The organism is Enterobacter sp. JBIWA003, assembly GCF_019968825.1.
Classification (GTDB): domain Bacteria; phylum Pseudomonadota; class Gammaproteobacteria; order Enterobacterales; family Enterobacteriaceae; genus Enterobacter; species Enterobacter quasiroggenkampii.
In genome coordinates this window covers 1664052-1688075 of sequence record NZ_CP074170.1, presented here as the reverse complement: position 1 = coordinate 1688075, position 24024 = coordinate 1664052, and the positions used below count along the sequence as shown (strand labels likewise).

Genomic DNA, 24024 nt, shown 5'->3' with positions numbered 1-24024 from the left:
AGCGTCCTTAATGAAGATGTCACCCGGAAGAGATCAATCAGGAAAAAGAAAGTGAAAAATAAAGCGGAGAGTGCATCCCTCCCTGCGGAGAGATGCCGGTAAGATTAACGCAATTCGGCGCGAACGCGCTCAAGATCTTCAGGGGTGTCTACGCCCGTGCCGGGGACTTCCTCAGCAACGGCAACGTGAATTTTCTCGCCGTACCAGAGCACGCGAAGCTGCTCCAGCATTTCGATATGCTCCAGCGGGCTCGGCGCCCAGGCCACATAGCGGCGAATAAAGCCAGCGCGATAACCGTAGATCCCAATATGACGCAGGAAGGTATCACCGATGGTCTCTTTAGAGAGCGCAAAGCGATCGCGATCCCACGGGATCGTGGCGCGGGAGAAATAGAGCGCATAGCCTTCCGCATCCATGACGACCTTCACCGCATTCGGGTTGAAAGCTTCTTCTGCATGATGAATGGGTACCGCCAGCGTCGCCATTCCGACCTGACGCTGCGCCAGGTTTTCGGCCACCTGACGGATAATGACCGCGGGGATCATCGGCTCGTCACCCTGCACGTTTACGATGACCGTATCATCACTGAAACCGCATTTCTCAACCACTTCCGCCAGACGTTCGGTGCCGGACTGGTGATCGGCGCGAGTCATGCACACCTCTCCGCCTGCGGCCTCAACCGCACGAGCGACATCCGGATGGTCGGTGGCAACAATCACGCGGTCAGCACCCGATTCACGCGCGCGCTCGAGGACATGCACAATCATCGGCTTGCCGTTAATATCCACCAGCGGTTTACCCGGCAGACGCGTTGAGGCATAACGCGCAGGAATAATGACGACAAAACTCATGGCTTGCTCTCTTCTGCCACCAGGGAACGGGCTTCATTTTCCAGCAATACCGGAATACCGTCACGCAGCGGGAAAGCCAGACTGTCCAGCTTGCAAATGAGCTCTTGTTTGTCCTGGCTGTAGTAAAGTTTGCCGTTGCATACCGGGCAGGCAATAATTTCAAGTAAACGGTGATCCATAGTTCCTCCGTATGGGTAATCGCTAAAGCTTAACACATTCCCTTTTCAGGGCGTGCCTGTTTCCCAGCCACTTCGACAGGATGTAAACAATCCATCAGGTACCCTGCCCAGCGTCACGTCGTCGGCACCCTGCCAGCGCGCGAATTCGCTAATGGCGGACGTTAATCCTTTTTCCAGGCTCGCCGTCACCCTGACGCCCTCTTGCAGATAAAGCGCAATGATTTCAAGCGTTCCGGTCTTGCGGTGCATTTTGGCATCCATGCGCCCGACCAGTTGCCCCTTATGCAGGAGCGGTAAAACAAAGTAGCCATACTGGCGCTTTGGGGCCGGGGTATAACATTCCAGCCGGTAGCTGAAATCAAAGAGCTGCTCGGCGCGTTTTCTGTCCCAGACGACCGGGTCGAAAGGCGACAATACCGCGCTGTGGGTTGCCTGAAGTTTCCCCTCCAGGGCCTGCGGCAATAGCGGAAGGAGATCCGCATGCAGCCACATTTCGCCCAGTGTTTCCACGGTAACGGGAATAACGCGCTGCTCGTGTTGCCACATGTCCAGCAGCGGTTTCAGCACAGGCTGGCGCAGGCGATAATAATCTGCCAGCCACTGCGCGCGAAAAATCCCCAGACTGCGGGCGCTGTTCTCCAGCATAATGGCCTCGGCCGCCTCCTGGGTAAGCAGGTCGCGCTCGTCGTCCCAGTGCGGCATCACGCGATGCGTCAGATCGTAGACGCGCTGAAAGTTACGCCGCTCAATCACCATGACTTTCCCAGAGGTAAATAACCCTTCGAGATGACGTTTGTGCGGTTTCCACTCCCACCAGCCGCTTGTCCCCTTGCGCGGGTGTTCAAAATCGGCAGAGCGTACAGGGCCGTTTTCCTGAATATGCGCGATGAGCTGCTCTATTTCAGCCGCATGTTCCTGCATCCAGGCCTGTCGGTATTTCCAGCCCATCTTTTCCGGCGCAAGCATACGGTGACGCACCAGGGCAAAATCGCTGCGAGGAAGGAAGCAGGCTTCATGCGCCCAATACTCCATCAACTCCCCCTTGCTGAGCGCCTCATCCAGCCACTGGGAAGGATAACTCCCCAGGCGGCTGAACAGCACCAGGTAAGGGCTACGTGCCACAATATTAATGGTGTCGATCTGGAGTAGCGACATGCGCTGTACGGTAGAGAGAATATCGGCAGGCTGCGCGCGGCGGCGGGGCTTTTTGAGCAGCCCCTGCGCGGCCAGGTGGAGATTACGTGCGGCTGAAAGCGAGAGTTGCGGTAGAGACATGCGTTTTCCTGTCAGTCAAAGCGTCACCAGAACCGCGTAAGCCTTTAGTGCACCAACGCAATCAGTTCCTTGAGCAAATGTTCCGGCTGCTCACCGCTGAGTTCGGCGTCAACCGGCAGATACCACCAGTTATCTTTCGCAAAGGCGCGGCATTTCACCGCATCTTTTTCGGTCATGATCAGCGACTGCCCGGGTGCGGTCAAGGCGTCTACCTGCCCTTCCACCAGCGCCTGATGGTCGGCCAGCGGAACGCGTTTTTCCAGCCGGGCACCACACTGTTCCAGCGTCGCGAAGAAGCGCGGCGGATGACCAATGCCCGCCATCGCTACCAGTGAAGGCAACTCTGAAACCGACCGGCGTTCCCCCGTCACCAGGTTGATCGCCAGGCCCGGCTGCAGGTGCATCGGGATTTCACCCGTTTTCGCCTCACCCCCGTTCACGATCACCGCATCCACAGACTTCAGACGTGAAGCGCGTTCGCGCATGGGCCCGGCAGGTAACCACCAGCCGTTACCAAAACGGCGAACGCCGTCGATGACCACAATCTCTTTATCACGCGCCAGGGCGTAATGCTGCAGACCATCGTCAGTGATGATGATTTGTACCGCGTGTTCGGTAAGCAGTGCCTGTACGGCATCGCTGCGCACCGGGGAAACCGCGACCGGTACGCCGGTACGCTGGAAAATCAATACCGGTTCATCACCCGCTTCAGCCGTCGTGGTTTCCGCCGTCAGCAACAGCGGGTAATGCGCAGCTTGACCACCATATCCGCGCGATACCACGCCCGGGCGTATACCGCGTTTTTGTAACTGCTCTACCAGCCAGATCACCACCGGCGTTTTGCCGTTGCCGCCCGCCGTAAGATTACCGACAACCACAACCGGCACCGGCGCGCGCCAGGCCCGCTTCACCCCCAGACGATAAAGCAGGCGGATGATGCCGCTCACCAGGCCGTAGAGCCAGGAGAGCGGCAAAAGCAGCAGCCACAGCGGGGATTCACCGGACCAGATGCGTGCAATCATTCGCCGAACTGCATCTTATGAAGCTGAGCGTAAACGCCGCGGTGTTCCAGCAGGTCAGCATGGCTTCCACGCTCAACAATGATACCGTCCTCAACCACGACGATTTCATCAGCCTGCTCGATAGTCGACAGACGGTGCGCAATCACCAGCGAGGTACGGTTCTTTTGCAGCTCATCCAGCGCGGACTGAATCGCGCGTTCAGATTCCGTATCCAGCGCAGAGGTCGCTTCGTCCAGGATCAGGATCGGGCTGTCGCGCAACAGCGCACGGGCAATGGCGATACGCTGACGCTGCCCACCGGAGAGCAGTACGCCGTTCTCACCGATGATGGTATCCAGACCGTTATCCATCTTGTTGATAAAGTCCATCGCGTAAGCCATACGCGCGGCGTTCTCAATCTGCTCGCGGCTGTACTCTTCAGTACGCGCATAGGCAATATTGTTTGCCACGGTATCGTTGAACAGGTGCACGTTCTGAGAGACCAGCGCTACCTGATTACGCAGCGACTGCAGGGTATACTCCCGCAGGTCGTGGCCGTCTAACAGAATTTCACCTTCGTCAATGTCGTAGAAACGGGTGATCAGGCTGGCAATGGTCGATTTCCCCGAGCCAGAACGGCCTACCAGCGCAACGGTTTTCCCCGCCGGAATGGTCAGGTTGATATTGCGCAGAGCCGGTGTTTCGCGGCCAGGATAGGTAAAGGTCACATTGCGGAACTCAACGTCGCCGTTCGCACGCTCAATGACGCGTTTGCCTTCATCTTTTTCCTGCTCGGAATCCAGAATGCTAAACAGGGTCTGGCAGGCGGCCATCCCACGCTGGAACTGGGCATTCACGTTCGTCAGTGACTTCAGCGGACGCATCAGGGCAATCATTGAGGAGAAGACCACGGTAATGGTACCCGCCGTCAGCGTCTCCATGACGCTCGGGAAGCTTGCTGCATACAGGACGAACGCCAGTGCCAGCGAGGCAATCAGCTGAATAATCGGGTCAGAGATGGAAGAGGCCGAGACCATTTTCATCCCCTGCAGACGCATTTTGTTGCTGACTTTATCAAAGCGTTTGGTTTCGACGTCCTGACCACCAAAAATCAGCACTTCTTTATGCCCTTTCAGCATCTGCTCTGCGCTGGTGGTCACCTGCCCCATCGTGTTCTGCATATTCTTACTGATATTGCGGAAGCGCTTTGACACGACGCGGATAGCAATGGAAACCACCGGTGCCAGAACGATAAGGATAAGCGACAGCTGCCAGCTGTAGTAGAACATCATCACGAACAGGCCGATGATCGACGCGCCCTCGCGCACAACGGTAATCAGCGCGCTGGAAGAGGAAGAAGCAACCTGCTCGGAGTCGTAGGTAATACGCGACAGCAGCGTCCCGGTTGACTGCTTGTCAAAGAACGCAACCGGCATGCCCATCATGTGACTGAACAGTCGACGGCGCATGGTCATCACCACTTTCCCGGATACCCAGGAAATGCAGTAGCTTGAGATATAGCTGGTGATACCGCGTAAGATCATCAGTCCGATAACCACCAGAGGCATCCATAGCAGCACTGAGCGATCCGTTTTACCAAAACCGTCATCCAGTAACGGTTTAAGAAGCGATAGCATAAAAGTATCGCTGGCTGCGTTGAGGATTAACGCTACACCCGCCACGATCAAGCCTGCTTTAAAAGGGGCAATCATCGGCCAGAGTCGGCGGAACGTTTGCCACGTGGAGAGATCTTTGTCGTTATGCATTCAAAAAACCAGCATTGTTGAAATAGCCGCATATTCTACCCGTTATCGACGGGCGCGCCAAACCACTGATGATACCAACGTGGTAAAATTTGCTCTCGCAAGCGCCGGATTTGCCAGTGATGTTGCGAGAATGTCACCGATATTTGTCCTGAGTGAGGGGTATCGTGCCAGATATACCCCTCTTTTCGATAGCGTCGGACAACTTTTGGCGACGGGAAATGCCATGCGTTATAGCGGGCCGCGGAATCCAGGGCAATCTGTCCTCCCACCCGCTGTACCAGCGGCAATGAAGACGAGGTATTGCTGCCATGATGGGGCACCTGTATCAACGTGGACGTCATATAGCGCCAGTAATGGCTAAGCATAGCCTGTTCCGCTTGCGCTTCAATATCTCCTGTTAACAGAACACTTTGCTCCCCGTCGTCCACCTTTACCACGCAGGAACGGTTATTCCCCTGGGCCGGGTAATTTTCAGGGGGCCAGTGGACGGTGAAGGTTAACCCCTGCCATTCCCATTTCTGCCCACGAAAACAGGGACGGTGTCCCGTCCTGCGCAACGGGCTTCTTATCCATATATCCGGCCATGCTTTTTGCAAAGAAACGAGACCTCCTGCATGGTCAAGATGTTCATGACTGAGAATCACCCCGTCTGGCCGCAGGTGATGCCAGCGAAGCCAGGGAATAATTAACCGCTGCGCGCTGTCTCCGTCCGGCCAGGCGAGCCCGGTATCATAAAGAATGGCTTTTCCCTGCCTTTCAATAACCATGGCCAGCCCCTGCCCCACGTCCAGCATATGCAGCGCCCAGCTCTCGCTTTTTGCCGCTCGCCAGACGGGAAACGTCAGTAAGACGCTGCCTGCAAGACAAACGGCAGGAACGGTTTTCCAGGCACGAAAACGCCAGGCAATGATGATCAACCACGGCAGTAATGCCATGGTTTGCCAGCGTTGATCGACATTCTGCCAGCCATCAGGCAGGCGCATCAGTAGCCAGAAGAGTCCCGCAAGCGACTTATCGGCAGCAAACCAGATGGCACTTTCAACCGCTGCCAGCGGTAGCAGATGGAGCAGCATACCGAGCAGGATCAGCGGGACGGAGACAAACGTTACCAGGGGCACGGCAAAGAGATTCGCGACCAGGGATGAGAGGCTGAAGCCATGGAAAATCAGAACCTGTAACGGCATGAGCAGAAGCAACATGCCGACCTGCAGATAAATCAGGTTCACTAGCGGCCGTATACGTCTTGTCCGCTGCCAGTCAGGAAGCGGCAGCCACTGAAACCAGAAAATCAGCGCGGCGACGGCAAAGGCTGACAAAGCCAGACTCTGCGAAAGTACGGCTAACGGATCGTTTAACAGTATCGCCGCGATACAGCACCCCCATACCTGCCAGGGAGACCATTGACGGCCAGCGATCCGCAACATAGCAAGCACAGCAAGTGCGATGACCGTCCGCAGCGCAGGCGGTTGCAGGCCGGTAAGCCAGGCGTAGAAAGCAGCAAAGATTAACCCGGCAAGGAGAGGCATTTGCCAGTGGACCCGATTACTGGGTAATAAAAACTGGAGTCCACGTGCAAGTAACCAGACGAGAGAGGCTGCCAGCGCGATATGCAGACCCGAAATCGCCATCAAATGCAGCGTGCCGGTTTCCCGCATAAGATCTTTTATTTCCCGCGGTACATCCAGGCGTTCCCCCATCCCAAGGCCCAGGATAACCGCTCCCCATGGATAAGCTGAAAGTCGGTTTTGCAACGACAGCAGATATTGCGCTCGCAGGCTGCAGCGCCCGTCGACGAGTTCCGCACGGGTGAAGCGCCCGCTCAATGTTTGATGTCGGGCAAAAGCGCTGCGCTGAGCATCATAACCGCCGTCGTTCAGTTCGCCGTGTGCAGGCCTGAGCCTGAGCGTCATGGTCCAGCGCTGACCGGCACAGGCTTTCTGCGGCAGATAATTGCCATACAGCGTTACGCCGGTGGAGGCCCACCAGCGCTTGCCATCGACGCTGCGAATGTTTCCCTGATGCAGAGTGGTGCCGTCGGTCGCGGTGAGCTCTACCTCAGCCTGCACGGCCCCCGTTGTTAAATGCTGCATCGGCCAGACGCTCTCTTGCGCGGCCAGAATGCCCCACGCACAAAATAACAGCGTGATACCAGCATACTTCACTCGACGGTTTTGCCATGCAGCAAGCACTATCCCGCCAGCCACCATGACCCACACGGCGTAAGGTGACGGCAATTCAGGTAACCAGAGTAACGGAACTATCGCCAGCATGGCGCAGACACTAAGCGCGGGAATTCCCATTGCTACCTCCCTGTTTCAGGGTGGCAGTATGCAAGCAGGTTGAGCGGGTCGTCAGGTGTGAAGGATGCGATTTACAGCAAGCGCAGCAAGGTATTTTACGGGTTGCAGAAAACGAAACGGAAAATGCGGGGCACCTTCAGAAAGAAAGCGACGGGTACAAAAAAAGCACCCGCAGGTGCTTTCTTTCGAACCCAGTTTAACCGGCTGGCTAAACTCAGTTGCCGTAAATATTGGCGCGATCGCGCAGTTCTTTACCCGGCTTAAAGTGTGGAACGTACTTACCTTCCAGCTCGACTTTATCGCCAGTTTTCGGGTTACGCCCGGTACGTGGAGCACGATAGTGCAGAGAAAAACTACCGAAACCGCGGATTTCAATGCGCTCGCCCTGGGCAAGAGTGGAGGCCATATGCTCCAGCATCTCTTTTACGGCATCTTCCACTGCTTTGGCAGGGATATGCGGTTGCTGACTGGCAAGTCTTTCAATCAATTCTGACTTGGTCATGATTCCTCCGGTTCCTTTCAAACCAATTAGCTGAACAGCTCATTAAACAAGGGCGGCCGTAGCCGCCCTTTGTTATTGATTACAGGACGAATCCTGTAATCTGTCAAGTTTGCTCCTCATCCTTCACGCTGTAAATGCATTACAGCGCACATGATGCTGAGAACCTGATATTACTCGCCTTTAGCTGCTTTGAAAGCTTCAGCCATTGCGTTGTTAGAGAAGTTTGCATCTTCCTGTTTGTTAACAGTTGCGATTGCATCTTTCTCATCAGCTTCGTCTTTAGCACGAACAGACAGGCTGATTGCACGGTTCTTACGGTCAACACCGGTGAACTTAGCTTCAACGTCGTCGCCTACGTTCAGAACCAGAGTGGCATCTTCAACGCGGTCACGGGAAGCTTCAGAAGCGCGCAGGTAACCTTCAACGCCGTCAGCCAGTTCTACGGTTGCGCCTTTAGCGTCAACTGCAGTCACTTTACCGTTTACGATTGCGCCTTTCTTGTTCAGTGCAACCCAGTTGTTGAACGGATCTTCTGCGAGCTGTTTAACGCCCAGGGAGATACGCTCACGCTCTGCGTCAACCTGCAGAACAACTGCAGCGATTTCGTCGCCTTTTTTGTATTCACGAACTGCTTCTTCGCCTGCAACGTTCCAGGAGATGTCAGACAGGTGAACCAGGCCATCGATGCCGCCGTCCAGGCCGATGAAGATACCGAAGTCAGTGATAGACTTGATTTTACCTTCAACACGGTCACCCTTGTTGTGGGTTTCCGCGAACTGCTGCCATGGGTTGTTTTTGCACTGCTTCAGGCCCAGGGAGATACGACGACGTTCTTCGTCGATATCCAGAACCATCACTTCCACTACATCACCAACGTTAACAACTTTGGATGGGTGGATGTTTTTGTTGGTCCAGTCCATTTCGGAAACGTGCACCAGACCTTCAACGCCTTCTTCGATTTCAACGAAGCAGCCGTAGTCAGTCAGGTTGGTTACGCGACCAGTCAGTTTAGTACCTTCTGGGTAACGCTTAGCGATAGCTACCCATGGATCTTCGCCCAGCTGTTTCAGGCCGAGGGATACACGAGTACGCTCGCGGTCGAACTTCAGCACTTTAACAGTGATTTCGTCGCCCACGTTCACGATTTCGCTTGGGTGCTTAACGCGTTTCCACGCCATGTCGGTGATGTGCAGCAGGCCATCAACGCCGCCCAGGTCAACGAATGCGCCGTAGTCAGTGAGGTTCTTAACGATACCTTTGACTTCCATGCCTTCCTGCAGGTTTTCCAGCAGCTGATCGCGTTCTGCGCTGTTTTCGGATTCGATAACGGCACGACGGGAAACAACAACGTTGTTACGCTTCTGGTCCAGCTTGATTACTTTGAACTCAAGCTCTTTGCCTTCCAGGTGCAGAGTGTCACGAACTGGACGAACGTCTACCAGAGAACCTGGCAGGAACGCACGAATACCATTCAGCTCAACAGTGAAGCCACCTTTAACTTTGCCGTTGATAACACCGACCACAGTTTCAGCTTCTTCGTAAGCTTTTTCCAGCGTGATCCATGCTTCGTGACGTTTCGCTTTCTCACGAGAAAGCAGGGTTTCACCGAAGCCGTCTTCTACTGCGTCCAGAGCAACGTCAACTTCGTCGCCAACCTGGATTTCCAGCTCGCCCTGGGCGTTTTTGAACTGCTCTGCCGGAATGGCGGACTCAGATTTCAGACCGGCGTCAACCAGTACTACGTCTTTGTCGATAGCAACAACAACACCGCGAACGATGGAACCCGGGCGGGTTTCGATTTCTTTTAAGGATTCTTCAAACAGTTGAGCAAAAGATTCAGTCATGTTTAATCTTCAGGTTAATATTAACGTCCACCTGGCTCCGTGCCGGATGGGGTTGTTTCACATACCCGCCGTCAATCCTTTGCAGCGGGGGTACTGCTAAATCGGTCGCGATTACGCGAGTGCCAGTTTTTGGCGCGCATATTGTAGCGCTTTTTCAATCACTTGCTCAATAGTTAAACTGGTTGAATCCAGAACTAATGCATCTTCTGCTGGAACAAGTGGGGCGACGGCGCGGTTACGATCGCGGTCATCGCGCTCTTTTATCTCGGATAAAAGGCGATCAAAGTTAACACTAAACCCCTTTTCCTGCAACTGAAGCATGCGGCGTTGAGCACGTTCTTCCGAAGAGGCGTCAAGGAAAATTTTCACAGGTGCATCAGGGAATACCACGGTTCCCATATCGCGTCCGTCTGCGATCAAGCCCGGTGCTTCACGAAACGCGCGCTGACGACGTAACAGCGCCTCACGAACGCGCGGGAAGGCTGCTACCTGGGAGGCCGCATTCGCCACTTCCTGAGTACGAATTTCCCCGCTCACGTCTTCCCCTTCAAGGATGACTTCCAGGTTGCCATCGGTCGACACGAAACGCACATCAAGATGCGCAGCCAGCGGAACCAGCGCTTCTTCAGACGCCACGTCCACATGATGATGCAGCGCAGCCAGAGCCAGCACGCGATAGATTGCTCCCGAATCTAAAAGATGCCATTGCAACGCTTCCGCCATCGCTTTGCACAGAGTCCCTTTCCCTGCGCCACTCGGCCCATCAATGGTGATTACCGGGGCAATTGCCGTCATCTTTTTCTCCTTAAATAAGGCATACCGTTTACATGAACGCCGCGCATTATACGCGTCAACGTGCGCAACTGTTACCTTTGCGTGCAAATTACGGATTGATTGAAGCAGAGTGTAGAAGAAATGAACGGATGTGTTCGTCAGGAAGCGTAAGGAAATGCCGCATCGGGTGATGCGGCAGGCGTTATCAGGCCAGCGTGCTAATGCGTGCCAGCTGTTCGAAGTAGTCCGGGAACGTTTTCGCCGTACATTTTGGATCAAGAATGGTGACAGGCGTGTCTGACAACGCCACCAGCGAGAAGCACATCGCCATACGGTGATCGTTGTAGGTTCCGATCTCGGCAACCTGCAGTTTTGCAGGAGGCGTGACGCGAATGTAGTCTTCGCCCTCTTCCACCTCAGCGCCGACCTTACGCAGCTCAGTCGCCATCGCGAACAGTCGGTCGGTTTCTTTTACGCGCCAGTTGTAGATATTACGCAGCGTGGTGGTGCCTTTTGCAAACAGCGCCGCTGTGGCAATGGTCATCGCCGCATCCGGAATATGGTTCATGTCCATGTCGATGGCCTTCAGCTCGCCACGGGTACAGGAGATGAAGTCATCGCCCCAGGTCACAACCGCGCCCATTTTCTCCAGCACGTCCGCAAAACGGATATCGCCCTGCACGCTGTTGCGGCCAATACCGGTTACCTTCACGGTACCGCCTTTGATCGCGCCCGCCGCCAGGAAGTAAGAAGCCGACGAGGCGTCGCCTTCAACCAGATAGCTGCCCGGCGACTGGTACTGCTGCGCCCCACGTACTACGAAGCGCTGATAAGACTGGTTTTCCACCTCGACGCCGAAGGTTTTCATCAGGTGCAGCGTGATATCGATATACGGTTTGGAGACCAGCTCACCTTTAATCGTAATTACCGTATCCTGCGGTGCCAGCGGCGCGGTCATCAGCAGCGCGGTCAGGAACTGGCTGGAAACGCTGCCGTCAACCTGGACGTGACCGCCGGTAAAGCCCCCGCGCAGACGCAGTGGCGGATAATTTTCCTGCTCCAGATACTCAATCTGCGCGCCCCCCTGGCGCAGGGCATCCACCAGATGACCAATCGGACGCTCTTTCATGCGCGGCTCACCGGTCAGCACAATGTTGTTGCGCCCAAGACACAGAGCCGCCGCCAGCGGACGCATCGCGGTACCCGCGTTGCCCAGAAACAGCTCAAGCTCTTCACCCGTCTGCAGCGCGCCGCCGTTGCCGGTCACTTCGCAGCGGGTGCGATCGTCGGAGAGAGTGTAATGAACGCCCAACGCTTTCAGCGCATTGAGCATATGGCGCACGTCATCGCTGTCCAGCAGGTTTGTAAGGACGGTGGTGCCGTTTGCCAGTGCTGCCAGCAGCAGAGCGCGGTTCGAGACACTTTTTGAACCAGGCAGATTAATGGTGCCATCTACCCGCGCGATAGGTTGTAACGTCAGGGATTCCATGAAAACTTAACTCTCAACTCAACATAATAAAAACCCCGCAGCAGGGCTACGGGGGTGAAAACAGCGCAATTAACCGTGGCGACGTTCGAAGTCGATCATGAAATCGGTCAGAGCTTTAACGCCTTCCAGCGGCATCGCGTTATAGATGGAGGCACGCATGCCGCCCACGACACGGTGACCTTTGAGCGCGTGCAGGCCTGCCGCGAAGGACTCTTCCAGGAACACTTTATCCAGGTTGCTGTCCGCCAGCTGGAACGGCACGTTCATGCGGGAACGGTTAGCTTTCGCCACATCGTTGCGGTAGAAATCGCTCTTGTCGATCACGCCATACAGCAGTTCAGCTTTCTGCTGATTCACTTTGTCCATCTGCGCCACGCCGCCGTTTTGCTTCAGCCATTTGAAGACCAGGCCGGAAAGGTACCAGGCAAACGTCGGTGGGGTGTTGAACATAGAATCGTTGTCGTTCAGCACGGTGTAATCAAGAATCGACGGGCAGGATGTATGCGCTTTACCCAGCAGATCTTCACGCACGATAACAATCGTCAGGCCTGCAGGGCCGATATTTTTCTGTGCGCCCGCGTAGATCACGCCATAACGGCTGACGTCAATTGGCGCAGACAGAATGGTGGAGGAGAAGTCAGCGGCAACCACGACATCGCTGCCGAAGTTTGGCGTCTCGTCGATGGCAATGCCGTCAATGGTTTCGTTCGGGCAGTAGTGCAGATACGCGGCGTTATCAGAAAGCTGCCACTCGCTCATTGGCTTCACCGCGCGCAGGCCGTCAACAGTCACTTTGGCGTCGATCACATTCGGCGTGCAGTATTTGTGCGCTTCTTTCACCGCACTGGCCGCCCAGTAGCCTGCGTCAACGTAGTCTGCCGTCGTTTTATCGCCCAGGATGTTCAGCGGTACGCCCGCAAACTGGCCGCGCCCGCCGCCGTGACAGAACAATACTTTGTAGTTCGAGGGAATATTCAGCAGATCGCGAAAATCCTTTTCTGCCTCTTCCGCCACCTGAATAAACTCTTTACCCCGGTGGCTGATTTCCATCACCGACGTTCCCAGACCGTTCCAGTCACAAAGTTCCTGTTGAGCCTGTTTAAGCACGTCTGCCGGTAACATTGCCGGACCTGAACTGAAATTAAAGACTTGAGCCATTTCCCCTCACCACGCTAAAAGCCATAAGTTATAACTGTGGATATCGGTTTTATCATTCAGTGACACGCGCCGCAATGTCTAAAACTTATGACCCGTGAAATGTGCCCCACGTCACACAAAACAATCTGCCGCCTCGCCAGGACAAAACCGACAAAATGGCTGTCAGGTGATGCGTTTAGCCCGGCTAACCTTCGTCCATTCCGGATTTGCACAGCGGGGGCATAATTGACGATCCCCCGGCTGCATCGCGACGACATGGCTACATCTCACGCAGGCGTACTCGCCTGACTCAGGTACGGTTCTGAAACGCTCGATCAGCATATCCGGCAGGATGCACAGTCCCGGCCTCACCTCATCGTCAGAATAGTAATAGACGCTAATCTGCCCGTTGGTTTCCATGATCGCCAGACGCACCTGCCCGAGCTGTTCCACGCTGTTGAGGCGTAGCTCCATAAAGAACTCAAACTCGGTCATATTGGCGCTCTGAACGTTTTCCCAGGCCAACTGACCGTCCTCGACGATAACGACCGGCTTCCCTTCAAGCAGATCTTCCAGCTTTTCACTTTTCGACATCAGCCACATGACAAGCCGGTAAAGCAGCGCCAGGGAGACAAAAACGATGAAGACCGGCACCATCGGCACATCATCATAGAATGCGACATCCCCCGCCGCGGAACCCAGCGTCAGGATAATCAACACTTCAAAGAGCGACATCTGCCTTACGCCACGGCGGCCCGTAATTTTGAGAAACAGGAAAACGAGAACGAAGGTATACAGGCTGCGAAGCGCGACTTCGCCTAAAAACTCTGGAGGGACTTTATCAAACGCCATCCGCTGGAGATCAAACGCTTTCATTTTTCTATGCCTTAACAGTAGGTTACTGACTGTAAGCATAGCTCAGGCATTTATTTTCGCCGAAGATAGCACCCGTCACGCAAAACCCGTATCATTGCGCGCTTTACGTACGATAAAAGTGAACGCCATGACTCAAACGTTTATCCCCGGCAAAGACGCCGCTCTGGAAGATTCCATCGCTCGCTTCCAGCAGAAACTGACCGACCTGGGTTTTAACATCGAAGAAGCCTCCTGGCTCAATCCGGTGCCTCATGTCTGGTCCGTGCATATTCGCGATAAAGACTGTGCCCTGTGCTTTACCAACGGTAAAGGCGCGACGAAAAAAGCGGCACTGGCCTCCGCGCTGGGTGAGTATTTTGAGCGTCTGTCCACCAACTATTTCTTCGCTGACTTCTGGCTGGGCGAAACCATCGCCAACGGCCCGTTCGTTCACTATCCGAACGAAAAATGGTTCCCACTGACGGAAGACGACGAACTGCCGGAAGGTATTCTCGACGCGCGTCTGCGTGCTTTCTACGATCCGGAAAACGAACTGACCGCCAGCATGCTGATCGATCTGCAGTCCGGAAACGACGATCGCGGTATTTGCGCCCTGCCCTTTACCCGTCAGTCTGACGAGCAGACCGTCTATATCCCGATGAACATCGTCGGCAACCTGTATGTGTCTAACGGCATGTCCGCCGGTAACACCCGCAATGAAGCGCGCGTGCAGGGTCTGTCTGAAGTCTTCGAGCGTCACATCAAAAACCGCATTATTGCCGAATCCATCAGCCTGCCTGAAATTCCGGCAGACGTGCTGGCGCGCTACCCGGGCGTGGTGGAATCCATCGCCAAACTGGAAGCAGAAGGTTTCCCAATCTTCGCGTATGACGGCTCGCTGGGCGGCAAGTATCCGGTGATCTGCGTCGTGCTGTTTAACCCGACCAACGGTACCTGCTTCGCCTCTTTCGGCGCGCACCCGGACTTCGGCGTGGCGCTGGAGCGTACCGTCACCGAGCTGCTGCAGGGCCGTAGCCTGAAAGATCTCGACGTGTTTACGCCGCCAACGTTTGACGATGAAGAAGTGGCCGAGCATACCAACCTCGAAACCCACTTCATCGATTCCAGCGGCTTAATTTCCTGGGATATGTTCAAGCAGGACGCGGACTATCCGTTCGTGGACTGGAGCTTCGCCGGTACTACGGAAGAAGAGTTCGCCACGCTGATGGCGATCTTCAACGCGGAAGACCAGGAAGTGTACATTGCCGATTACGAGCACCTGGGCGTTTACGCGTGCCGCATCATCGTGCCTGGCATGTCTGATATCTATCCAGCGGAAGACCTGTGGCTGGCGAACAACAGCATGGGCGCCCATCTGCGCGAAACGCTGCTGGCTCTGCCGGGCAGTGAATGGGAGAAAGAAGATTACCTGAACCTGATCGCCCAACTGGACGAAGAAGGCCACGATGACTTCACCCGCGTACGCGAACTCCTGGGTCTGGCGACCGGTAAAGATAACGGCTGGTATACCCTGCGTATCGGTGAACTGAAAGCAATGCTGGCTCTGGCGGGTGGCGATCTGGATCAGGCCCTGGCCTGGACCGAGTGGACCATGGAGTTCAACCAGTCGGTCTTCTCTGCCGAGCGCACCAACTATTACCGTTGCCTGCAAACCCTGCTGCTGCTTGCACAGGAAGAGGATCGCGAACCGCTGCAATACCTGAATGCTTTCGTGCGTATGTACGGGGCTGAGGCCGTTGAAGCAGCCAGCGCGGCCCTGAGCGGCGAAGCGCCGTTCTATGGACTGCAGGCTGTTGATAGCGATCTGAAAGCCTTCCCGGCGCATCAGTCACTGCTGAAGGCCTACGAAAAGCTGCAGAAAGCAAAAGCTGCTTACTGGTCAAAATAAGCGCACATAACATTACCAGCAGTAGGCGTATTCAATCGTCTGGGCTATATTACGGGGCAATTTCATTGCCCCGTTTTTTATTTTCTTCGGCAATGATTGTTGATTGTAATAATAAAGTTAAACACGGGTAAATATAATAATATTGATCTGGGCTTTACTGTTACTTTTTATGGTTAATACTCCATATTAATTAACTGATAAAGAGGTGGCCGAACGAAAAAATTCAACTCTTTTCATAACTTTTAAAATTTATTTTTATACGGATAATCAAATACTTACTCCGCATTTGCTGTAAATCCATACACACTGCGGGCCTATAAGCCAGGCGAGATATGATCTATATCAATTTCTCTTCTATAATGCTTTGTTAGTATCTCGTCGCCGACTTAATAAAGAGAGAGTTAGTGTGAAAGCTGACAACCCTTTTGATCTTTTACTCCCTGCTGCGATGGCCAAAGTTGCCGAAGAAGCAGGTGTCTATAAAGCAACGAAACACCCGATGAAGACGTTCTATCTGGCGATCACGGCTGGTGTGTTCATCTCTATCGCTTTCGTCTTCTACATCACCGCCACCACCGGTACTGCCGGAATGCCTTTCGGCATGGCCAAACTGATTGGCGGCATTTGTTTCTCACTGGGTCTGATTCTTTGCGTCATTTGCGGCGCCGACCTCTTCACCTCAACGGTGCTGATTGTCGTGGCAAAGGCCAGCGGAAGAATTACCTGGGGTCAGCTGGCACGTAACTGGCTTAATGTTTACGTGGGTAACCTGGTTGGCTGTCTGCTCTTTGTTTTGTTGATGTGGCTTTCTGGCGAGTACATGACCGCCAACGGTGGCTGGGGCCTTAACGTCCTGCAAACCGCCGACCACAAAATGCACCACACATTTATCGAAGCCGTTGCTCTCGGCATCCTCGCTAACCTGATGGTCTGCCTGGCTGTATGGATGAGCTACTCGGGTCGTAGCCTGATGGACAAAGCCTTAATTATGGTTCTGCCGGTTGCGATGTTTGTTGCCAGCGGCTTTGAGCACAGTATCGCGAATATGTTCATGATCCCAATGGGCATTGTTATCCGCGACTTTGCGAGCCCGGAGTTCTGGACCGCAGTTGGTTCATCCCCGGAAAGTTTCTCTCACCTGACTATTATGAATTTCATTACTGATAACCTGATCCCTGTCACTATCGGGAACATTATCGGTGGGGGTCTGTTAGTTGGGTTGACATACTGGGTCATTTACCTGCGTGGCGACGATCATCATTGATGGTTTTCTCAGGCAGTAAATAAAAAATCCACTTAAGAAGGTAGGTGTTACATGTCCGAGCTTAATGAAAAGTTAGCCACAGCCTGGGAAGGTTTTGCGAAAGGTGACTGGCAGAATGAAGTAAACGTACGTGACTTCATTCAGAAAAACTATACCCCGTATGAAGGTGACGAATCCTTCCTGGCTGGCGCAACTGACGCGACCACCAAGCTGTGGGACAGCGTAATGGAAGGCGTTAAACTGGAAAACCGCACTCACGCGCCAGTTGATTTTGACACCTCCGTTGCTTCCACCATCACTTCTCACGATGCTGGCTATATCAACAAAGCCCTTGAGAAAATCGTTGGTCTGCAGACTGAAGCACCACTGAAACGCGCAATCATCCCGTTCGGTGGTATTAAAATGGTTGAAGGTTCATGCAAAGCGTATAACCGCGAGCTGGACCCAATGCTGAAAAAAATCTTCACCGAATACCGCAAAACCCACAACCAGGGCGTATTCGATGTTTACACCAAAGACATTCTGAACTGCCGTAAATCTGGCGTTCTGACTGGTCTGCCAGATGCGTATGGCCGTGGCCGTATCATCGGTGACTACCGTCGCGTTGCGCTGTACGGTATCGACTTCCTGATGAAAGACAAGTACGCGCAGTTTGTTTCCCTGCAGTCCGATCTGGAAAACGGCGTAAACCTGGAAGCGACTATCCGTCTGCGTGAAGAGATCGCTGAACAGCACCGCGCGCTGGGTCAGATCAAAGAGATGGCGGCTAAATACGGCTGCGATATCTCTGGTCCTGCTACCAACGCTCAGGAAGCTATCCAGTGGACCTACTTCGGCTACCTGGCCGCAGTTAAGTCTCAGAACGGTGCAGCGATGTCCTTCGGTCGCGTATCCACCTTCCTGGATGCTTACATCGAACGTGACCTGAAAGCAGGCAAAATCACCGAGCAAGACGCTCAGGAAATGATTGACCACCTGGTCATGAAACTGCGTATGGTTCGCTTCCTGCGTACGCCTGAATACGATGAGCTGTTCTCCGGTGACCCAATCTGGGCAACTGAATCCATCGGCGGTATGGGCGTTGACGGCCGTACTCTGGTGACCAAAAACAGCTTCCGCTTCCTGAACACCCTGTACACCATGGGTCCTTCTCCGGAGCCGAACATCACCGTTCTGTGGTCTGAAAAACTGCCTCTGAACTTCAAGAAATTCGCCGCTAAAGTGTCCATCGACACTTCTTCTCTGCAGTACGAGAACGATGACCTGATGCGTCCGGACTTCAACAACGACGATTACGCTATCGCTTGCTGCGTAAGCCCAATGGTTGTTGGTAAACAAATGCAGTTCTTCGGTGCGCGTGCAAACCTGGCGAAAACCATGCTGTACGCTATCAACGGCGGCGTTGATGAAAAACTGAAAATGCAGGTTGGTCCTAAGTCTGAGCCGATCAAAGGCGACGTTCTGAACTTCGACGAAGTGATGGACCGCATGGATCACTTCATGGACTGGCTGGCGAAACAGTACGTCACTGCGCTGAACGTTATCCACTACATGCACGACAAGTACAGCTACGAAGCTTCTCTGATGGCGCTGCACGACCGTGACGTTATCCGCACCATGGCGTGTGGTATCGCAGGTCTGTCCGTTGCTGCTGACTCCCTGTCTGCAATCAAATATGCGAAAGTTAAACCAATTCGTGACGAAGACGGTCTGGCTATCGACTTCGAAATCGAAGGCGAATATCCGCAGTTTGGTAACAACGATTCTCGCGTTGATGACATGGCGGTTGACCTGGTAGAACGTTTCATGAAGAAAATTCAGAAACTGACTACCTACCGTAACGCTATCCCGACTCAGTCTGTTCTGACCATCACCTCTAACGTTGTGTATGGTAAGAAAACCGGTAACACCCCAGACGGTCGTCGTGCTGGCGCGCCATTCGGCCCAGGTGCGAACCCAATGCACGGTCGTGACCAGAAAGGTGCGGTTGCCTCTCTGACTTCCGTTGCTAAACTGCCGTTTGCTTACGCGAAAGATGGTATCTCTTACACCTTCTCTATCGTGCCAAACGCGCTGGGTAAAGACGACGAAGTGCGTAAAACTAACCTCGCGGGTCTGATGGATGGTTACTTCCACCACGAAGCGTCCATCGAAGGTGGTCAGCACCTGAACGTGAACGTCATGAACCGTGAAATGCTGCTCGACGCGATGGAACACCCTGAGAAATATCCTCAGCTGACCATCCGCGTATCTGGCTATGCAGTACGTTTTAACTCCCTGACTAAAGAACAGCAGCAGGACGTTATCACCCGTACTTTCACTCAGTCCATGTAAGTGGAATTGACTGAAATCACGCGTTAACAAGCGTACAATAAAGGCTCCACGTCAGTGGGGCCTTTTTAGCACCCTCTCCACCTCAGTCTCTTTTGTCCGCTATCTATACTGAATGGATAACAGCCAAAACAGACTTAACACAGCCGGCTTTGAGCTGTGCATACACAGGCCCGGGACGGGCCGATGATGGAGATATCACCGCAATGTCAACTATTGGTCGTATTCACTCCTTTGAATCCTGTGGCACCGTCGATGGCCCGGGTATCCGCTTTATCACCTTTTTCCAGGGCTGCCTGATGCGCTGCCTGTACTGCCATAACCGCGACACCTGGGATACGCACGGCGGTAAAGAAGTCACCGTCGACGATCTGATGAAAGAGGTGGTGACCTATCGCCACTTTATGAACGCCTCCGGTGGCGGTGTGACCGCATCCGGCGGTGAAGCCATTCTTCAGGCTGAATTTGTCCGCGACTGGTTCCGCGCCTGCCACAAAGAAGGCATTCATACCTGCCTGGATACCAATGGCTTTGTACGTCGCTACGATCCGGTAATTGATGAACTGCTCGAGGTGACCGATCTGGTGATGCTCGATCTCAAACAGATGAACGATGAGATCCACCAGAACCTGGTGGGCGTCTCCAACCACCGCACGCTGGAGTTTGCCAAATACATTGCCGATAAAGGCATCAAAACCTGGATCCGCTACGTGGTGGTACCAGGCTGGTCAGATGACGACGACTCCGCGCACCGCCTGGGGGAATTCACCCGCGACATGGGCAACGTCGAGAAAATCGAGCTTCTGCCCTATCACGAGCTGGGTAAACATAAATGGGTGGCCATGGGTGAAGAGTACAAGCTCGATGGCGTGAAGCCGCCGAAAAAAGAGACGATGGAACGCGTCAAAGGTATTCTTGAACAGTACGGTCACAAAGTGATGTATTAAAGAAAAGGCCCGGTGAGAACCGGGCCTTTTTTATTCTATTTAAAGACGCCGTTAATAACGGACGTCACAATGGCAGTACTCAGCGCAATTAATACCAGGTCGTCACCCACTACGCGCCATTCATAGCCGGGATAGGAAGGAAGCTGGTCCAGCATTGAGGCCGGCACGGCCTTCTTCGCAATACCCGGAGGCAGTGGTTTACCGCGCGCCAGGTTTTTTGCGATCCCCGGAGGCAGAGACTTATAGCCCGTTAAGCCGTAATTCACGGCCAGATGGCGGGCATGATCGAAGCTCACGCGAGCATCAACGTCATTACCGACATCTTTGCTGTTTTTGAAGTTCTTATCCGATTTACCAGGGTTATCCTGACCGTTATTTTGCTTATTACCATGGTTACCGGCGTTACCAGAATTCCCGTTACCATGATTGCCGCTGTTACCCTGTCCGCCTCCGTTTCCGTGACCATTGCCATTCCCGTTGCCAGGATTAGCCATGACCGGAGCCGTTGCAAACGTTAAAGACAACACTACGGCCAGTGCGGTAGTGGAAAAACGACGTATAGACATGATTACTGCCTTATTGTGGTAGGACTCACCTGAATTATCGTCCGGCGCATTAAACAAACAATAAGTAAAACTCTGAGTTGTGATGGGGACAAAAAAGCCTGTCATCGACAGGCTTTTAATTCATCAGGCATGTGCCACCGGCGTTGGATGTTCGCCCGCTTTACGCAGCAGCATTAACAGATAAATAAACGACACGCTGGCGATCATGATAAACAGTAAATTGTCGGAGTAATTCTGCATCAGCATCGCGGTAAACGTCGGCCCTAACAGGCTGCCGATGGTATAGCTCAGTAACAGCGCCTGGTTCATTGCCACCAGCTGGTGATGCTCAACTTTCTCACAGGCCCAGGCCATCGCGACGGGATAGAGCGTAAAGCCAGCAGCCCCGAGAATGAACAGCGCAGGCGCCATCGCGGCGTTGCTGAGCATAGCAAGACAGCCCATGATCACCACGAAGACCTGAACGCGCAGCACCAGCAGACGTCCAAAGCGGTCCGCCAGGCGGCCAATTGGCCACTGCCCCACAATACCCGCACTCACCATCACCGCCATCCAGAAACCAATCCCGGAGTCGCTGACGCCCTGATGGTTAAGATAGAGTGGCATCAGGCCATAGAGCGAGCCGAGGACAATCCCCGAGATAATGCAGCCGTTAACGCCCAGACGCGCCTGACGCAGCCTCAGCATTGGCCAGACGTGGGTTGCTTCCTGGTGTTCGCTATTCTGGTTCACAATGCGCGTAAAGAGCAGCGGCAGGATCGCGGCCAGCACCATACCGGTCACCCACGGCAGAACGCTCATCAGGTCGGTTGGCAGCTTGCTTACCATCAGTTGTCCCAGCACGGTGCCGACGTAATAAACCATCATGTAGGCAGCCAGCAGGCGTCCGCGGTTGCGGGAGGTGCCGCTGCACATCAGCGCACTTTCAACGACCACCCAAATCATCGCGCAGCCGACACCGGCGATAAAGCGCCATGCCATCCAGCTCCAGAAGCCGACCATCAGGCCCAGCCCCGCACACCCGGCAGCGAAAATCAGCGAGGCCAGATAATAGCTGCGGTTAAAGCCAAAGCGCTTGATCAGGCTCCCGGTCACCAGCGTACCCAGCAGGTTCCCGGTAAAAAAGGATGAGCTGACCATACCCACCTGCCAGGTCGGTAAGTTTTCATGGGCGAGCCACAGCGGGACGAGCGTATTTAACACTGCGATCGCCAGGGTCAACAGAAGCAGGCCACAGAGCAACAGCAGCACTGGCCGGGTATAGGTGGTCATGGATTAAAAAGCCGTGAGGAAGTTCAGATTTCGTGCGCATCATGCCACTGGCAAAAACAAAGTCAATCCACTGATTTAGCCGCCTCGCACAATATGTTCCCTGTCGATTTAAAAAACTTATCCTGCTAATGCCACGCCTGCTATAGATATTAATTATGTCTCTGTTTTCATTTATTAATGGGCAAAATTAAAACAACACGACAGTCGAAAAATTTCATGATCGAAAAAAGAAAAAGCCGGGCACTCAGGCCCGGCTTGATATAACCAAATACAACGTTAACTGGCGATAGCCATACCTACAGTCATATGCAACCCGTAGAACACGCCGCGACCAATCAGTTCACCCGCCAGTACCAGCACAAAAGCGAGTGACAACAGCGGCAGCGCAGGCTGATAGCCTTTGAGCTGAGGAGCAATCCAGAATACCAGCGCAGCGACCAGCAGGACGATACGCCAGGCCATCAGCGCACCGTAGTCCGGCACCAGGGCAGAGGCCTGCTGGATAGAGCTGTGAATGGTTGCCAGTTCAGAACCCTGCATCAGGGCGACCATCGCACTCACTACCAGCGCCAGAAGCGAAACAGCGGGCAGCAAACGCATAGCCCATCCGTCGACACCCGCCACGCGCAGCAGCAAGTAGCCCAGCAGCGGCCCGCCGATAAACATCGTCAGGAAGAAGCTCATTGGCGTCCAGACGCTGTACCAGGTGGGGACGGTATCAATGGTGTTATAGACACGCACCATCATCCATACGAACACCACGCCCAGCACCATGGTCAGGATCAGCCACAGGCTGCGCAGACCCGCAGGCAACTTCTTCATAGCGGCCAGCAGCCAGCCTAGCCCACCGACGGCAAAGAAAATTGCGCCACTGGCAATCTCGTTACTCAGTGATGAGGCTCCCACGCGGTTCAGAGAGTTAAACGCGCGCATCGGCGAGCCCAGGTGCAGCGTTGAGGCGATAAAGCCAATCCCCATCAGCACCCACAGGCCAAACATGCTCAACACTAAACGCTGCTGCTGTTCAGCATTGAGCTGACCTTTCAACAACGCCAGCGCGAGCACAATGAAGCCGCCCGCCACACACTGACCAAAGACCGTGAAGATCATCAGCGGCCATTCATGCCATCCACTTCCCATCTCACACCTCCTTCGGGTTTGCCAGGTAGCCGGTGGTGTCACCTGTAGGACGGCTGTTGGCGTTAGGTTTAATCACAATACTCGGCTTCGTGAAGTGCGCAGACGGCAGCGGTGCCACGGCGGCGAGCTGACCGTGTTTCTGACGCAGCTCTTCAATGGGACCGAAGTCCAGCGCGCGTAGCGGGCAGGACTCGACGCAAATCGGCTTTTTGCCATCCGCTACGCGGGTGTGGCAACCGTCGCATTTGGTCATGTGACCTTTGGCGGCGTTGTACTGCGGCGCGCCGTACGGGCACGCCATGTGGCAGTAGCGACAGCCGATGCAGACATCTTCATCCACCACCACAAAGCCGTCTTCACGCTTGTGCATCGCCCCGCTCGGGCAGACCTTGGTGCAGGCAGGATCTTCACAGTGGTTACAGGCAATCGACAGGTAATACGCAAAGACGTTCTGATGCCAGACGCCGTTATCTTCCTGCCAGTCGCCCCCGGCGTATTCGTAGATGCGGCGGAAGCTCACGTCCGGCGTCAGGTCTTTGTAATCTTTACAGGCCAGCTCGCAGGTTTTGCACCCGGTACAACGGCTGGAATCAATAAAAAATCCATACTGAGTTGTCATCGG

20 protein-coding genes are annotated in these 24024 nt (G+C 54.2%); 4 read left to right on the top strand and 16 right to left on the bottom strand.

The features are described 5' to 3' along the window. Positions 1 to 104: 104 nt before the first annotated feature. The 12 genes from kdsB to KGP25_RS07920 all read right to left on the bottom strand — a co-directional run bounded on the left by kdsB (position 105) and on the right by KGP25_RS07920 (position 13994). Positions 105 to 851 (bottom strand): 3-deoxy-manno-octulosonate cytidylyltransferase, encoded by a 747-nt coding sequence (kdsB, locus tag KGP25_RS07975; RefSeq protein ID WP_008499959.1) that lies wholly within the window; start codon positions 849 to 851, stop codon positions 105 to 107. Then, entirely contained in the window at positions 848 to 1030 is a 183-nt protein-coding gene (gene ycaR, locus KGP25_RS07970; RefSeq protein ID WP_006174474.1) for a protein YcaR, read from the bottom strand. Before ycaR ends, kdsB begins: the two co-directional genes overlap by 4 nt. A 45-nt stretch (positions 1031 to 1075) precedes the next feature. Continuing rightward, the gene (locus KGP25_RS07965; protein WP_048222317.1) at positions 1076 to 2305 is read right to left on the bottom strand and encodes a winged helix-turn-helix domain-containing protein; all 1230 of its coding nucleotides are present in this window, start codon (positions 2303 to 2305) and stop codon (positions 1076 to 1078) included. A 44-nt stretch (positions 2306 to 2349) separates the two neighbouring features. Then, positions 2350 to 3327 (bottom strand): tetraacyldisaccharide 4'-kinase, encoded by a 978-nt coding sequence (gene lpxK, locus KGP25_RS07960; RefSeq protein ID WP_223540223.1) that lies wholly within the window; start codon positions 3325 to 3327, stop codon positions 2350 to 2352. After that, entirely contained in the window at positions 3324 to 5072 is a 1749-nt protein-coding gene (msbA, locus tag KGP25_RS07955) for a lipid A ABC transporter ATP-binding protein/permease MsbA (protein ID WP_045908385.1), read from the bottom strand. The genes lpxK and msbA overlap by 4 nt, the downstream gene beginning before the upstream one ends. A 35-nt stretch (positions 5073 to 5107) precedes the next feature. Further along, positions 5108 to 7372: a ComEC family protein gene (locus KGP25_RS07950; RefSeq protein WP_223540222.1), complete on the bottom strand. Its 2265-nt coding sequence runs from the start codon at positions 7370 to 7372 to the stop codon at positions 5108 to 5110. Between the two features lie 214 nt (positions 7373 to 7586). After that, a complete protein-coding gene (gene ihfB / locus KGP25_RS07945) occupies positions 7587 to 7874 on the bottom strand; it encodes an integration host factor subunit beta (protein ID WP_008499965.1) in 288 nt (95 codons plus the stop codon). A 170-nt stretch (positions 7875 to 8044) separates the two neighbouring features. Further along, positions 8045 to 9718: a 30S ribosomal protein S1 gene (gene rpsA, locus KGP25_RS07940; protein ID WP_008499966.1), complete on the bottom strand. Its 1674-nt coding sequence runs from the start codon at positions 9716 to 9718 to the stop codon at positions 8045 to 8047. Between the two features lie 111 nt (positions 9719 to 9829). Beyond that, entirely contained in the window at positions 9830 to 10513 is a 684-nt protein-coding gene (gene cmk / locus KGP25_RS07935) for a (d)CMP kinase (protein ID WP_024907794.1), read from the bottom strand. A gap of 184 nt (positions 10514 to 10697) precedes the next feature. Next, positions 10698 to 11981: a 3-phosphoshikimate 1-carboxyvinyltransferase gene (aroA, locus tag KGP25_RS07930; protein ID WP_223540221.1), complete on the bottom strand. Its 1284-nt coding sequence runs from the start codon at positions 11979 to 11981 to the stop codon at positions 10698 to 10700. Between the two features lie 69 nt (positions 11982 to 12050). Next, positions 12051 to 13139, bottom strand: coding sequence for a 3-phosphoserine/phosphohydroxythreonine transaminase (gene serC / locus KGP25_RS07925; RefSeq protein WP_045908388.1), 1089 nt, complete (start codon positions 13137 to 13139; stop codon positions 12051 to 12053). Between the two features lie 162 nt (positions 13140 to 13301). Next, positions 13302 to 13994, bottom strand: coding sequence for a DUF421 domain-containing protein (locus KGP25_RS07920; RefSeq protein WP_045908389.1), 693 nt, complete (start codon positions 13992 to 13994; stop codon positions 13302 to 13304). Positions 13995 to 14121: 127 nt separating this feature from the next. On the opposite strand from KGP25_RS07920, the gene ycaO reads away from it, so the two are divergent. The 4 genes from ycaO to pflA all read left to right on the top strand — a co-directional run bounded on the left by ycaO (position 14122) and on the right by pflA (position 20424). Continuing rightward, complete coding sequence (ycaO, locus tag KGP25_RS07915) at positions 14122 to 15882, top strand: 30S ribosomal protein S12 methylthiotransferase accessory factor YcaO (protein ID WP_045417297.1); 1761 nt, start codon at positions 14122 to 14124, stop codon at positions 15880 to 15882. Positions 15883 to 16288: 406 nt separating this feature from the next. After that, a complete protein-coding gene (focA, locus tag KGP25_RS07910) occupies positions 16289 to 17146 on the top strand; it encodes a formate transporter FocA (protein ID WP_008499974.1) in 858 nt (285 codons plus the stop codon). A 51-nt stretch (positions 17147 to 17197) separates the two neighbouring features. Continuing rightward, positions 17198 to 19480 carry a formate C-acetyltransferase gene (gene pflB / locus KGP25_RS07905; RefSeq protein ID WP_023310992.1) on the top strand — a complete coding sequence of 761 codons (2283 nt, stop codon included), beginning with the start codon at positions 17198 to 17200 and terminating at the stop codon, positions 19478 to 19480. A gap of 203 nt (positions 19481 to 19683) precedes the next feature. Next, positions 19684 to 20424, top strand: coding sequence for a pyruvate formate lyase 1-activating protein (gene pflA / locus KGP25_RS07900; protein ID WP_008499976.1), 741 nt, complete (start codon positions 19684 to 19686; stop codon positions 20422 to 20424). 35 nt (positions 20425 to 20459) lie between these two features. On the opposite strand, the gene KGP25_RS07895 is transcribed toward pflA, so the two are convergent. From KGP25_RS07895 to KGP25_RS07880, 4 genes are all read right to left on the bottom strand, one after another. Beyond that, positions 20460 to 20990, bottom strand: a complete 531-nt coding sequence (locus KGP25_RS07895; protein ID WP_048027194.1) for an anti-virulence regulator CigR family protein — start codon at positions 20988 to 20990, stop codon at positions 20460 to 20462. A gap of 123 nt (positions 20991 to 21113) precedes the next feature. Further along, complete coding sequence (locus tag KGP25_RS07890) at positions 21114 to 22262, bottom strand: MFS transporter (RefSeq protein ID WP_008499979.1); 1149 nt, start codon at positions 22260 to 22262, stop codon at positions 21114 to 21116. Between the two features lie 276 nt (positions 22263 to 22538). Further along, complete coding sequence (locus KGP25_RS07885; protein WP_048027192.1) at positions 22539 to 23402, bottom strand: dimethyl sulfoxide reductase anchor subunit family protein; 864 nt, start codon at positions 23400 to 23402, stop codon at positions 22539 to 22541. A gap of 1 nt (position 23403) precedes the next feature. Then, entirely contained in the window at positions 23404 to 24021 is a 618-nt protein-coding gene (locus KGP25_RS07880; protein ID WP_021240882.1) for a DMSO/selenate family reductase complex B subunit, read from the bottom strand. Positions 24022 to 24024: the final 3 nt, after the last annotated feature.

Excerpts from the sequence above, each read along its gene's own strand:
- kdsB (WP_008499959.1), bottom strand. The coding sequence starts at position 851 with ATGAGTTTTGTCGTCATTATTCCTGCGCGTTATGCCTCAACGCGTCTG.
- ycaR (WP_006174474.1), bottom strand. The coding sequence starts at position 1,030 with ATGGATCACCGTTTACTTGAAATTATTGCCTGCCCGGTATGCAACGGC.
- KGP25_RS07965 (WP_048222317.1), bottom strand. The coding sequence starts at position 2,305 with ATGTCTCTACCGCAACTCTCGCTTTCAGCCGCACGTAATCTCCACCTG.
- lpxK (WP_223540223.1), bottom strand. The coding sequence starts at position 3,327 with ATGATTGCACGCATCTGGTCCGGTGAATCCCCGCTGTGGCTGCTGCTT.
- msbA (WP_045908385.1), bottom strand. The coding sequence starts at position 5,072 with ATGCATAACGACAAAGATCTCTCCACGTGGCAAACGTTCCGCCGACTC.
- KGP25_RS07950 (WP_223540222.1), bottom strand. The coding sequence starts at position 7,372 with ATGGGAATTCCCGCGCTTAGTGTCTGCGCCATGCTGGCGATAGTTCCG.
- ihfB (WP_008499965.1), bottom strand. The coding sequence starts at position 7,874 with ATGACCAAGTCAGAATTGATTGAAAGACTTGCCAGTCAGCAACCGCAT.
- rpsA (WP_008499966.1), bottom strand. The coding sequence starts at position 9,718 with ATGACTGAATCTTTTGCTCAACTGTTTGAAGAATCCTTAAAAGAAATC.
- cmk (WP_024907794.1), bottom strand. The coding sequence starts at position 10,513 with ATGACGGCAATTGCCCCGGTAATCACCATTGATGGGCCGAGTGGCGCA.
- aroA (WP_223540221.1), bottom strand. The coding sequence starts at position 11,981 with ATGGAATCCCTGACGTTACAACCTATCGCGCGGGTAGATGGCACCATT.
- serC (WP_045908388.1), bottom strand. The coding sequence starts at position 13,139 with ATGGCTCAAGTCTTTAATTTCAGTTCAGGTCCGGCAATGTTACCGGCA.
- KGP25_RS07920 (WP_045908389.1), bottom strand. The coding sequence starts at position 13,994 with ATGAAAGCGTTTGATCTCCAGCGGATGGCGTTTGATAAAGTCCCTCCA.
- ycaO (WP_045417297.1), top strand. The coding sequence starts at position 14,122 with ATGACTCAAACGTTTATCCCCGGCAAAGACGCCGCTCTGGAAGATTCC.
- pflB (WP_023310992.1), top strand. The coding sequence starts at position 17,198 with ATGTCCGAGCTTAATGAAAAGTTAGCCACAGCCTGGGAAGGTTTTGCG.
- pflA (WP_008499976.1), top strand. The coding sequence starts at position 19,684 with ATGTCAACTATTGGTCGTATTCACTCCTTTGAATCCTGTGGCACCGTC.
- KGP25_RS07895 (WP_048027194.1), bottom strand. The coding sequence starts at position 20,990 with ATGTCTATACGTCGTTTTTCCACTACCGCACTGGCCGTAGTGTTGTCT.
- KGP25_RS07890 (WP_008499979.1), bottom strand. The coding sequence starts at position 22,262 with ATGACCACCTATACCCGGCCAGTGCTGCTGTTGCTCTGTGGCCTGCTT.
- KGP25_RS07885 (WP_048027192.1), bottom strand. The coding sequence starts at position 23,402 with ATGGGAAGTGGATGGCATGAATGGCCGCTGATGATCTTCACGGTCTTT.
- KGP25_RS07880 (WP_021240882.1), bottom strand. The coding sequence starts at position 24,021 with ATGACAACTCAGTATGGATTTTTTATTGATTCCAGCCGTTGTACCGGG.